Raw genomic sequence first — 11,488 nt, 5'->3', positions numbered from 1 at the left:
CTCCCTCCCCCCACCGCCCCCGCTTCCCCGACTGCTCCGACCGTCATCTCCCACTTCACCCCAGACCTCGCGGAATAGGTGGTTCGTCATGCCCGTGGACCCGTACGACGACCGGTCCGGCGTTCCCGTCGGCGACCCCTTCGAGGACCGGCTCTCCGCCGCCCTCCAGCAGACCGGCAGCACCTTCGACACCGACCGGGCCGCGCTCGCGGCCGGTGGCGCGGCCCGCGGCCGGCGGCGGCAGCTGCTGCGCAGGACCGCCGTGGTGGGCGGCGCGGCCGCGGTCGCGCTGGTGGGTGTGGGCGGCGCGCTGCTGGGGCCGTGGGGCGGCGGCCCCGCCGCCGAGCCGGCGGCGGTGGCCTCCCAGCCCCGTCCGGCCGAGTCCAAGTCCACGTCCACGTCCAGGTCCGCGTCCGGGTCCCCGTCCGCGGCCTTCTCCCGCGACGACATGATCCGCACGCTGGAGAAGCTGCTCCCCGGGGGCACGTTCAGCGGGCAGGACGGGCGCGGTACGGACAGCCCGTATCCGCCGTCCGCGCAGGTCGTCTTCGACGACGGCAAGGGCGCCTCGGCCATCTCCGTCGGGGTGGACCGGGTGCGGCCGGGCGGCCAGCAGGCGCGGCAGGCGACCCAGTGCCCGGACAAGGTCTTCACCCCGTTCGACGCCTGCACGACGACGCACCTCGCGGACGACTCCGTCCTCATGGTCCTGAAGGGGTACGAGTACCCCGACAAGCGCGAGGACACGAAGATGTGGTCCGCGGACCTGATCACCCCGTCGGGGCAGCACGTCTCCGTGCAGGAGTGGAACGCGGCGGCCGAGAAGGGCTCCCCCGTCACCCGCCCGGAGCCCGCGCTCTCCGTGGCCCGGCTGACGGAGCTGGCGGCCGCGAAGGAGTGGCGCGAGATCGCCGACACCCAGCCCGTTCCGCAGGAGCCGGCCGATCCCGGCACTCCGGAGGCTGACGGCAAGGCGATCGTCCGCACCCTCACCGGGCTGCTTCCCAAGGGGATGAAGGTGGTCACGAAGAGCGCGGACAACACCGAGTTCGCCTACCTCGTCCTCGACGACGGCAAGGGCCGCAGCTACGTCCAGATCAATGTGCAGCCCGGCATGTCGGACCTCGCCGGAGAGCTGTTCGGGGGCGCGGAGACCCTGTCCGACGGCACGCTCGTCACCTCCCGTCAGGGGCCGGGCGAGAAGGGCGGCTCGGGGGTCGTGATGTGGACGGTGGACACCCTGCGGACCGACGGCCTGCGGGTGGTGATCAGCGGCTTCAACTCCGCCAGCCAGCGGACCGCCGCCACCCGGGCGACCCCCGCCCTGACGATGAAGCAGCTCCGGAACATCGCCCTCAGCCCGAAGTGGCGCAAGCTGGGCTGACCGGACGGCCTCTCGACGGCTCCGGTGGGCCTCAGGCGTACTGGAGTCGTACGGTCGCGCCCGTGCCGTCGTCGCGGACGTCGACGTAGGCGCACACCTGCCGGGCGAACCACAGCCCCTGGCCGGGTTCGAGTCCGGTGGCGGAGGGCGGTACGAAGCCGGCCAGCGGGTCGTCGACCCGGCGGGCCAGGCTCAGTTCGGCGACACAGACGGGCGCCTCGCCCCACAGCAGGGCGCCGGTGACCGGCCCCAGGGCGGCGGCCTCGGTGACGGCCTCGGCGAACAGCTCCGCGTCCACGTGCGGCAGTCCGCGGCCGCTGGCCCAGGCGCGTACGGCGCCCTTGGCCACGCCTCCGCGCAGCCGCCGCGCGTCCGGCGAGGGCGGCGGCAGCGGTACGGCGTCGAGCTCGGCGGCCAGCCGTACGGGGTCCACGTAGACCTCGGTGTCGGGGTGGGCGCGCCGGGCCGCGGCGATCACGGCGGATCCGGCGGTACGGGTGTCGTAGGCGCACAGGACGGTCGTCGCCATCGGCGCGAAGACGAGGTTGGTGAGCGCCTCGTAGCGGATCCACTCGGCGCTCTCGCGCACCGAGCGCCCGGCCCGGCCGCCCCACACCGGCTCCATCAGCAGGTGGACACGGCCGCCCGGCCCGGCGTGGGAGGCGAGGTAACCGGCGCTCTGCGCGACGGCGTTGGCCGCGGAGCCGGTGTACCAGTCGGTGTGCTCGATGAAGCCGACCTCGCGCGCGTCGCCGCCGAGGGTGTCGCGCAGCACCTCCAGGTTGTCCGGGGCGGCGATCACCACGGGCGGCGGTTCGCCCGGGGCGCACAGGCCCTCGGCGAGGAAGGGACGGGCGGCGGCGACGAAGTCGTCGTCCGAGCCGAAGACCGCCATACGGTGGTCGAACGGCCCCGGGGCGGCGGGTCGGGTACGGCTCATGGGTCCCCCGTGCTGGACTCCCCTTGCGCGGACGTCCCACTCTCGCCGCGCGCCCCACACCTATGCACGTGCCGATCACACCCTCGGGTGCACTTTGCCGGGGACCGCGTCACAGGACCCGGTCCCGCGTACACTGCGCGGCTTCCTCCCGGCTGGTTCACGCCCTCGATTCTTGGCCCACTCTTGACCCGGTCATGACATGAGCCGACGATGGCGGCACACCCGCACCAGCACGTCGCACTGACCACCCCCCTGGCTCCACCCCCACTTCCGGCGACCCCGGAACACCTGGAGAAACAAGGAGATCTCATGCGACTTCGCCTACGCGGCCCGGGCGCCCGGAGCGGCAGGCACGGCGCCGCGCTCGCCGCCCTGATGGCCCTCGCGCTCGCCGCGCCGGTGGCGGCCACGACCACCTCCGCCACCGCCGACAGCGCCCGCACCACGGCCCCCTCCCCCGACGACATCCGCCAGTACGAGGTGCACGTCGGGCACAGCACCCCGGCCGTGCGCACCGCCATCGCCGCGGCCGGCGTGAGCATCGACGAGGCCGACGCGGAGAGCGTCGTCGTCTCCGGCCGCGCGGACCAGATCGGCAAACTGAGGCGGCAGGGCTACGACGTCTCCCCGCTGGGCTCGGCACCCGACCGCTCCTCGGCCGGCAACCTCCGGCTCTACGACTTCCCCACCGCCGACTCGAAGTACCACAACTACGCCGAGATGACGGCGGAGATCGACCAGCGCCTGGCCGCCTACCCGAACATCATGAGCAAGCGCGTGATCGGGAAGTCGTACCAGGGCCGCGACATCGTCGCCATCAAGGTCAGCGACAACGTGGCCACCGACGAGTCCGAGCCGGAGGTGCTCCTCACCTTCCACCAGCACGCCCGCGAACACCTCACGGTGGAGATGGCCCTGTACCTGCTGCGTGAACTCGGCGCGGGCTACGGCTCCGACTCCCGCATCACCAACATGGTGAACAACCGCGAGATCTGGATCGTGCCGGACCTCAACCCGGACGGCGGCGAGTACGACATCGCGTCCGGCTCCTACCGCTCCTGGCGCAAGAACCGTCAGCCCAACTCCGGTTCCTCGTACGTCGGTACGGACCTCAACCGCAACTGGAACTACAAGTGGGGCTGCTGCGGCGGCTCTTCGGGGTCGGCCTCCTCGGAGACCTACCGCGGCGCGTCGGGCGAGTCCGCGCCCGAGGTGAAGGTCGTCGCCGACTTCGTACGCAGCCGGATCGTCGGCGGGAAGCAGCAGATCACCGCCGGGATCGACTTCCACACGTACAGCGAGCTGGTGCTGTGGCCGTTCGGGTACACGTACAACGACACGGCCACCGGGATGAGCGCGGACGACGCAGCCGCGTTCAAGGCCGTCGGGCAGAAGATGGCCGCCAGCAACGGCTACACCGCCGAGCAGTCCAGTGATCTGTACATCACCGACGGCACGATCGACGACTATCTCTGGGGCACCCAGAAGATCTTCGACTTCACCTTCGAGATGTACCCGACGTCGAGCTCCGCCGGCGGCTTCTACCCGCCCGACGAGGTGATCGAGCGGGAGACCTCGCGCAACCGGGACGCGGTGCTCCAACTGCTGGAGAACGCGGACTGTATGTACCGGTCGATCGGGAAGGAAGCGCAGTACTGCGGCTGAGCGCTCCGCGGGGTCCGGTCCGGTACGACACCGGACCGGACCTCACCGGATCCGCTCAGGACTTCGGGACTTCGGGACTTCAGGACTTCGTCGCGGCGGACTCGTCCTTCTTGACGTCGTCGCCGTCGGTGTCCTCGACCTTGTCGGCTTCGGCCTTGTCGGCTTCGGTCTTGTCGGCTTCGGTCTTGCCCTCGTCGGCCTTGTCCTTGGCGGACTCGGACTCGGACTCGGACACCGCTTCGGCTTCCTCGGCCGCCTCGACCGCGTCGGCCTTCTCGGGGTCGCCGTCCTCGAAGTAGGCGTCGAGGACCGCGTCCAGCTCGGTCTCCCACTCCTTGAAACTCGCCCTGGCCTTCGCCTCGATCTCGATCGGGAACCAGCGGCGGTCGGGCGTGTGGACCGTGACGGTGAACCGCTTGCCGAAGCGCGCGGTCTCGGTCTCCACCGCCCCGATCTCGTCCCAACGGAACTCGCACGCCTGGTCGTCGAGGCTCAGGCGGATGCCCTGGGCGTCGGCGACGATCCGCGCGCGTCGGTCGGCCGCCTCGAAGACCGGGCCGTCGACGGCCGGTTCCTCCTCGGGGGCCCCGGTCGCGTCCGAAGAGGCCTCCGCCTCGACGTCCGTGACGTCCGCGGCCTCCTCCGGCGCGCTCTCCTCGGGCGCGCTCTCCTCGGGCGCGCTCTCCTCGGGCGCGGTGTCCGCCGGCTCGTCCTCCGGCTCGGCGTCCCGCGGTCCGGTGTCCTTCGAACCGGTGACGCCCGGCTGAGTGGACAGGGGTGACGTGAGCCCGGGGATGAAGGCCGGGTCGAATCCGGCGCCCTTCAACGGCTCGCCCTCCAGGGGCTGGCTGCTCGAACCTATGCGCTGCTCCACGCGGGCAGTATGGTCGACGATCCTGTGCCGGACACAGTCAGCCCCCAACTTCGTTATACGAAGATGCTCTGGGGGTCCCCGGCGCTCAGTCGAGCACGGCGAGGGCGTCGATCTCGACGAGCAGGCCGGCCGGCAGACCGACGTAGACCGTCGTACGGGCCGCGGGCGGCCGGGTGAGGCCCTGCTCCTCGAAGTACGTGTTGTAGATCTGGTTCATCTCGGCGAAGTGGTCGACGTCCGTCAGATAGACCCGGATCATCATCGCGTCCTCCCAGCTCGCGCCGCCCTCCTGAAGGACCGCCTGGACGTTGGCGAGGGTCTGGAGGGTCTGTTCGCGCAGCGTGGGTCCGGCGGGCGTGGGCGGCTTGCCCTCCTCGGCGGGGAGGAAGCCGACCTGGCCGGCGACCTGGAGGATGTTGCCCTTCCTGACACCGTGCGAGAAACGCGCGGGCGGGGTGCTGTGGGTCTTCGGGGTGAGGGCGATCTTGTCCGTCATCAACGGTCCTTCGTCACAGGGGGGCGGTCGGTCATACGGATGGGTGCGGCACGGGCGCTCTGCCGGAGTACTCGCCGCTGATCTCGTCGGCCGTACGGCGCACCAGCGGGAGCAGGGTGAGGAGTTCTTCGGCGGTGACGACGACGTTGGGCGCGGAGATCGACATCGCGGCGACCACGCGGCCGTCGGCGCCGCGGATGGGCGCCGCGACGCAGTTGATGGACTCCTCGTGGCCGCCGAGGTCGGTGGCCCAGCCCCGTTCGCGCGCCTGCTCCAGCTCCCGCAGGAACGCGGTGGCGTTGAGGGTCGAACGGGCCGTGTACTGGGGGTAGTCGAGCCTCTCCGCGAGGGCGCGGCGCTCGGCCTCGGGCAGGTCGGCCAGCAGCAGTTTCGCCACCGCGGCGACGGTCGGCGCCACCGGCTTGCCGATCCGTGAGTACATGCGCACGGGGTAGCGGCTCTCCACCTTGTCGATGTAGAGGACCTCGTCGTCCTCGTACACGGCGAGGTGGACGGTGTGCCCGCAGTCCTCGTTCAGCCGGACCAGGTGGGGGTGGGCGATCTCGCGGATGTCGAGGTTCTCCATCGCCTCCTGGGCGAGCGCGAAGAGGCGGGCGCCGAGGCGGTAGCGCTGGTCGGACTGGCGATAGACGAGCCCGTGCTCGTGCAGGGTGCGCAGCAGGCGCAGGGCGGTGGACTTGTGGACGCCGAGCCGGTCGGCGACCTGTCCGAGGTCGGCGGGGCCCTCCGCGAGCAGCGGCAGGATGCTCAGCGCGCGGTCGACGGTCTGGCTCATGGGGTGCGTGCCTCCTCCGGCGCCCGGGGTGCGTCCTGGGTGGTCCAGCCGGGTCCGAGTCGAAGTCTCCCCCACCCGGTGTCGTCGAGGGCGGCGAGGCGGTCGGCGTGGTCGCGGGTCGGGGGGACGGCGAGGTCGCCCGGGGCGGTGAGGGCGGCGGCGGCCATGAGGTGGCCGTGGCGGAGCCGGTCGCGGACGGGCAGTGCGCGCAGGGTGGCGGAAAGGAATCCGGCGGCGAAGGCGTCACCGGCGCCGACCGCGGCCACGACGTCGACCCGCGGCGCGGGAACGAACAGCCCGGCGCCCCGGCCGGTCCTCTCGCGGTCGTTCCCGTCGCCCGGCGCGCCCGCGTCCTCGGCGAAGGCGGTGGCCCCCCGGTCGCCCTGTTTGACGACGAGGACGGCGGGGCCGGGGAACGCGGCGCGGACGGCCTCGGGGCCCTCCAGGCCCCACAGCTCCCGTGCCTCGTCCTCCCCGACGAACACGATGTCGGCGTCCTGGGCCAGTTCCCGCAGCACCCGCGGCCCGTCGGCGTCCCGCCACAGTACGGGCCGGTGGTTGACGTCGAAGGAGACCAGCGGGCCCGGGTCCGCCGCAGGCCGGCGGGCGGTCAGCTCGCGCAGCAGACCGCGGCAGTCGCCGGAGAGGGCCGCGGTGATCCCGGTCAGGTGCAGCACCCGTGCGGCGCGTACCGCGCGCAGGTCGACGTTGTGCGCGGACATCGCCGAGGCGGCGGAACCGGCCCGGTAGTAGGCCACCTCGTGCGCGTCGGTCGCCCGGTCCTGAGCCGTGCGGAAGTAGACGCCGGTGGGACGCGCCGGGTCGCGCCGTACGGAGGTGACGTCGACGCCGTGGGAGCCGATCGCCTCGACCAGATGGTCGCCGAACCCGTCGGCGCCGACCCGGCCGACCCAGCGCGCGGAGTGGCCCGCGGCCGCCAGCGCGCAGACCACGTTCGACTCGGCGCCGCCGATGGCGCGGTCGAAGGAGGGGACGTCGGCGAGGCGGCCGGGCCGGGAGGGCAGGAACGTGACCATGGACTCGCCGAGCGCCACGACGTCCACCACGTCGGGGGCATTGCGGGGTCCGGCGGCGGCCACGATCGTCGTAACTCCTCGCTCCCTGGGGTACGACGGCTTCGTTGACCCCGTGTCGGCCGAGATGTTAGACAGCAGTGAGCGATATACGCAACGATCGTTGCAAAATGTGCAACGCACCAGATCAGGAGGCTCCATGGGCACCGAGGCGCTCGCCCGCCTGGCCGAGGAACGCGTCGACCACCGTTTCAAGGGCTTCCCGCCCGACGCGGACGGGCTGACCGTCGGCGAGCTGGCCGCCCAGCGCCGCAACCTGTTCACCGGCGGATTCGCCACCCCGGTCCTGGCCCTGTCGGCCGAGCGGCTGGAGCACAACCTGAAGCTGATGGAGACGTACGCGACCCGGCACGGGCTGGCCTTCGCCCCGCACGGCAAGACCACCATGGCGCCCCAGCTCTTCCAGCGGCAGATCGAGCACGGCGCCTGGGGCATCACCCTGGCCGTGCCGCACCAGGTGCGGGTGGCGCGGGCGTTCGGCGTCGAGCGGGTCTTCCTCGCCAACGAGCTGGTGGACGCGGCCGCGCTGCGCTGGATCGCCGCGGAACTGGCCGCCGACCCCGCCTTCCGGCTGCTCTGCTACGTCGACTCCGTGCGCGGGGTGGAGCTGATGGGCGCGGCGCTGGCGGGGGCGGCGCGGCCGGTGGACGTGGTGGTGGAGCTGGCGGCCGGCGAGGGCGCGCGTACCGGCGTCCGTACGGAGGCGGAGTGCGCGGCGGTCGCCGACGCGGTGGCGGCCGTACCGGAGCTGCGGCTGGCCGGGGTGGCGGGCTACGAGGGCGAGGTGCCGCAGGCGACCCCGGAGCGGGTGCACGCCTGGCTGCGCCGGCTGGTGGCACTGGCCGTCGACCTCGACAAGGCGGGGCACTTCGGCGGCGTGGACGAGATCGTCGTCAGCGCGGGCGGCAGCGCCTGGTTCGACGCGGTCGCCGAGGTGTTCGCCGAGATCCCCGAGCTCTCCTCGCCCGTGCTGAAGTTGCTGCGCTCGGGCGCCTACATCTCGCACGACGACGGTCACTACCGCAGGCTGACCCCCTTCAACCGGATCCCCGAGGAGGGCGCCCTGGAGCCCGCGTTCCGGCTGTGGACCCAGGTGGTCTCGCGTCCGTCCGCCGAGCAGGCCTTCGTCAACGCGGGCAAGCGCGACGCGGCCTACGACCTCGACCTGCCCGTCGCCCAGGTGGTGCGCAGGGACGGCGTCGAGCGGCCCGCCACCGGCATCGAGGTCACCGCGCTGTCCGACCAGCACGCCTGGCTGCGCACGGGCCCCGAGGCGGATCTGGAGGTCGGCGACTGGGTCGGCCTGGGGCTGTCCCACCCGTGCACGTCCTTCGACAAGTGGCCGCTGATCCCGGTCGCCGAGGCGGACGGCACGGTCGTCGACTGCGTCCGCACGTTCTTCTGAGCAGGTTCGTGACCGACTTCTCCCCGGGAGGGACTGCGTGGAGAACCTCGTCATCCGGGACGCGGACGTCGTGGACGGCACCGGCGCGGACGCCTACCGCGCCGATGTGGTCGTGGACGACGGCAGGATCGTCTCGATCGTGAAGGAGGCCGCAGCGGCGGGCTGCCAGCGCCCCCGGGCGCGCCGGGAGCTGGACGCCGAGGGGCTCGTGCTGTCCCCCGGCTTCATCGACATGCACGCCCACAGCGACCTGGCGCTGCTGCGCGACCCCGACCACTCGGCGAAGGCCGCGCAGGGCGTCACGCTGGAGGTGATCGGCCAGGACGGCCTGTCGTACGCCCCCGTCGACGACCGCACGCTCGACGAGGTGCGCCGGGCGATCACCGGCTGGAACGGCTACGGCGACGACCTCGACCTCGACTGGCGGTCGGTGGGCGAGTACCTCGACCGGCTGGACCGGGGCATCGCCGTGAACGCGGCCTATCTCGTGCCCCAGGGCACGGTCCGCGCGCTCGTCGTCGGCTGGGAGGACCGCCCGGCCACGCCCGGTGAGCTGGAGCGGATGCGACGGCTGGTCGCCGAGGGCCTGGAGCAGGGCGCGGTCGGTCTCTCCTCCGGGCTCACCTACACCCCCGGCCTGTACGCCGGGAACGCCGAACTGGCCGAGCTGTGCCGGGTGGTGGCGCGCTACGGCGGCTACTACGCCCCGCACCACCGCTCCTACGGGGCCGGGGCGCTGGAGGCGTACGCGGAGATGGTGGACCTGGCCCGGGAGGCCGGCTGCGCGCTGCATCTCACCCACGCCACCATGAACTTCGGCGTGAACGAGGGGCGGGCGCCCGAGCTGCTGGCGCTGCTGGACGAGGCGCTGGCCTGCGGCGCCGACCTCACCCTCGACAGCTACCCCTACACCCCCGGCTGCACGACCCTGGCGGCGCTGCTGCCGAGCTGGGCGGGCGAGGGCGGCCCCGAGGAGCTGCTGCGGCGGCTGGCGGACGACGCGAGCGCCGAGCGGATCCGGCACGACCTGGAGGTGACCGGCGCGGACGGCTGCCACGGCGTGCCCGTCGACTGGGACACGGTCGAGATCTCGGGGGTCGCCGACCCGGCGCTGGGCGACTTCGTCGGCCGTACGGTCCTGGCGTCGGCGCGGCTGCGCGGGGAGGACCCCTGGGCCACCGCCCGCCGGCTGCTCCTCGCGGACCGGCTGGGGCCGACGATCCTCCAGCACGTGGGGCACGAGGAGAACGTCCGGGCGATCATGCGGCACCGCGTCCACACCGGCGGCTCGGACGGCATCCTGACGGGTGCCAGGCCGCACCCGCGGGCGTACGGCACCTTCCCGCGCTATCTCGGGCACTACGCACGGGAGCTGGGGGTGCTGTCGCTGGAGGAGTGCGTCGCCCACCTCACCGGGCGCCCGGCGGCCCGGCTGCGGCTGCCGGACCGCGGGCTGGTCCGCGAGGGGTACCGGGCCGACCTGGTGCTGTTCGACCCGGCGACCGTCGCGGCGGGCGCGACGTACGACGCGCCGCGCACGCCGCCGACGGGCATCCCGTACGTCCTGGTCGACGGCCGCTTCGTGATCGAGGACGGGCGCCGGACGGACGTACTGGCGGGGCGGGCGGTCCGCAGGACTCCCCGGTGACCGCCCGCCGCTCAGCCGGCCGCGGCTACGGCTTGGGCAGGGTGCACGCGCTCGCGCTCAGGTTGAGCTGGTTGCCGGTCGTGAAGCAGGCCGGGATCTGGTAGGTCTCCTGCGCGTAGTTGATGCCCTTGCGGACGGTCACGTTGCCGCTCGCGTCGACCTCGCAGGGGTTGTTCTCCGTGCAGGTCGCGCCGTCCTCGTTGCCCGTGTTGTTGACCGCGACCACCTTGTTGGTGGACTGGTCGATGACCGGGGAGCCGGAGGTGCCGCCGATCGTCTGGCAGGCGGAGGTGTAGCGGACCGAGTCCTTCCAGGTCCAGTCGCCCTCCTTCAGGCGGTACACGAACCCGTCGATGTTGCAGCTGTAGTACCGCTTCCAGTACCCGGAGGCGACGGTGATGGCGGTGCCGGCGACCGGGTGGGTGTCGGCGAGGGTGAGCGGGCTGATGCCGTAGTTGCTCAGGATCGTCGCGTAGGTGCTGGTGAGCTGGTAGATCGTGATGTCGGTGTCCGTCATCGTCGAGTACGCGACCTTGCTGGCCCGCAGGGTCGCCACCCTGGTGCCCGCGGAGTTGAGCAGGCCGAAGGTGCGGCTGGACGACTGGCCGACGATCACCTCGCCGGGCTCCGGGAAGCCGGTCTCCAGGCAGTGGCCGTTGGTGAGTACCAGCGCCGGGTCGGTGGACGCGGAGTTCGGGAAGCGGATGACCGAACCGGAACAGTTGCTCAGCGAGACGGTGCCTGCGAACGTGACGGCCTGGAGCGTGGGGGCTGCGGCGGTCCGTGTCGAGGCGGCGGCGCTGCTGACGGACGCGGGCGCCTCGGGTGCGGGGGCGGCGACCGCGGGTGCCGCGCCCGCCCCGGCGATCACCAGGGCGAAGAGCGCGGCGACGAGAGGCTTTCTCATGTGGGGGTCCCCTCTTGCGACGGAGGCGACCGGAGATCTTCCGGCCACCACTGTTTTGTCATGCACATTGCGGCGGCAGGCACATTGTGATGACAGAGGGGCGCGTGAACAACGAGTCCTTTTCGGCCGGGACGGCCGGATCCGGGCCTGGCGGCGCCGGCGGGGCGCTACCGACGGGGCATCATCGGCGAGGCGGTCAGCCCCACCCGCCGCCGTGGCCGTGGCCGTGGCCATGGCCGTTACCGGTCGAGGCGCTCACCGAGGGGGTCGGGGTGGCGG

At 72.6% G+C, this 11,488-nt stretch carries 10 protein-coding genes; 4 read left to right on the top strand and 6 right to left on the bottom strand.

The window, feature by feature from the left end:
• The first annotated feature begins 88 nt into the window (after positions 1–88).
• On the top strand, positions 89–1,384 hold the full coding sequence (locus FNH09_RS40150; RefSeq protein ID WP_152894805.1) for a hypothetical protein: 1,296 nt from the start codon (positions 89–91) through the stop codon (positions 1,382–1,384).
• A 31-nt stretch (positions 1,385–1,415) separates the two neighbouring features.
• Here the strand turns inward: FNH09_RS40150 and FNH09_RS40145 are convergent, their stop codons facing one another.
• Positions 1,416–2,324: an MEDS domain-containing protein gene (locus FNH09_RS40145; protein WP_152894804.1), complete on the bottom strand. Its 909-nt coding sequence runs from the start codon at positions 2,322–2,324 to the stop codon at positions 1,416–1,418.
• A gap of 309 nt (positions 2,325–2,633) precedes the next feature.
• Here FNH09_RS40145 and FNH09_RS40140 point away from each other — a divergent pair, with 309 nt between their 5' ends.
• Positions 2,634–3,989 carry a M14 family metallopeptidase gene (locus tag FNH09_RS40140; protein WP_152894803.1) on the top strand — a complete coding sequence of 452 codons (1,356 nt, stop codon included), beginning with the start codon at positions 2,634–2,636 and terminating at the stop codon, positions 3,987–3,989.
• A 79-nt stretch (positions 3,990–4,068) separates the two neighbouring features.
• Here the strand turns inward: FNH09_RS40140 and FNH09_RS40135 are convergent, their stop codons facing one another.
• From FNH09_RS40135 to FNH09_RS40120, 4 genes are all read right to left on the bottom strand, one after another.
• On the bottom strand, positions 4,069–4,863 hold the full coding sequence (locus FNH09_RS40135) for a hypothetical protein (RefSeq protein ID WP_162469810.1): 795 nt from the start codon (positions 4,861–4,863) through the stop codon (positions 4,069–4,071).
• Positions 4,864–4,948: 85 nt separating this feature from the next.
• On the bottom strand, positions 4,949–5,359 hold the full coding sequence (locus FNH09_RS40130) for a RidA family protein (RefSeq protein WP_152894801.1): 411 nt from the start codon (positions 5,357–5,359) through the stop codon (positions 4,949–4,951).
• Positions 5,360–5,390: 31 nt separating this feature from the next.
• The gene (locus FNH09_RS40125; protein WP_152894800.1) at positions 5,391–6,155 is read right to left on the bottom strand and encodes an IclR family transcriptional regulator; all 765 of its coding nucleotides are present in this window, start codon (positions 6,153–6,155) and stop codon (positions 5,391–5,393) included.
• Complete coding sequence (locus FNH09_RS40120) at positions 6,152–7,255, bottom strand: sugar kinase (RefSeq protein ID WP_338017832.1); 1,104 nt, start codon at positions 7,253–7,255, stop codon at positions 6,152–6,154. Before FNH09_RS40120 ends, FNH09_RS40125 begins: the two co-directional genes overlap by 4 nt.
• Before the next feature lie 133 nt (positions 7,256–7,388).
• Here FNH09_RS40120 and FNH09_RS40115 point away from each other — a divergent pair, with 133 nt between their 5' ends.
• Both FNH09_RS40115 and FNH09_RS40110 read left to right on the top strand, forming a co-directional pair.
• Complete coding sequence (locus FNH09_RS40115) at positions 7,389–8,654, top strand: amino acid deaminase (protein ID WP_152894798.1); 1,266 nt, start codon at positions 7,389–7,391, stop codon at positions 8,652–8,654.
• 37 nt (positions 8,655–8,691) lie between these two features.
• Positions 8,692–10,302, top strand: coding sequence for an amidohydrolase family protein (locus tag FNH09_RS40110; RefSeq protein WP_162469809.1), 1,611 nt, complete (start codon positions 8,692–8,694; stop codon positions 10,300–10,302).
• Positions 10,303–10,327: 25 nt separating this feature from the next.
• Here FNH09_RS40110 and FNH09_RS40105 read toward each other — a convergent pair whose 3' ends face one another.
• Entirely contained in the window at positions 10,328–11,209 is an 882-nt protein-coding gene (locus FNH09_RS40105) for a S1 family peptidase (RefSeq protein ID WP_152894797.1), read from the bottom strand.
• Positions 11,210–11,488 lie beyond the last annotated feature (279 nt).

It is taken from the genome of Streptomyces adustus, assembly GCF_009377175.1.
In the GTDB taxonomy this organism is placed as follows: Bacteria; Actinomycetota; Actinomycetes; order Streptomycetales; family Streptomycetaceae; genus Streptomyces; species Streptomyces adustus.
This window is presented reverse-complemented; position numbering and strand designations above follow the sequence as displayed.

Coding starts and splice junctions, on each gene's coding strand:
- FNH09_RS40115 (WP_152894798.1), top strand. CDS start 7,389: ATGGGCACCGAGGCGCTCGCCCGCCTGGCCGAGGAACGCGTCGACCAC.
- FNH09_RS40105 (WP_152894797.1), bottom strand. CDS start 11,209: ATGAGAAAGCCTCTCGTCGCCGCGCTCTTCGCCCTGGTGATCGCCGGG.
- FNH09_RS40130 (WP_152894801.1), bottom strand. CDS start 5,359: ATGACGGACAAGATCGCCCTCACCCCGAAGACCCACAGCACCCCGCCC.
- FNH09_RS40140 (WP_152894803.1), top strand. CDS start 2,634: ATGCGACTTCGCCTACGCGGCCCGGGCGCCCGGAGCGGCAGGCACGGC.
- FNH09_RS40150 (WP_152894805.1), top strand. CDS start 89: ATGCCCGTGGACCCGTACGACGACCGGTCCGGCGTTCCCGTCGGCGAC.
- FNH09_RS40145 (WP_152894804.1), bottom strand. CDS start 2,324: ATGAGCCGTACCCGACCCGCCGCCCCGGGGCCGTTCGACCACCGTATG.
- FNH09_RS40125 (WP_152894800.1), bottom strand. CDS start 6,155: ATGAGCCAGACCGTCGACCGCGCGCTGAGCATCCTGCCGCTGCTCGCG.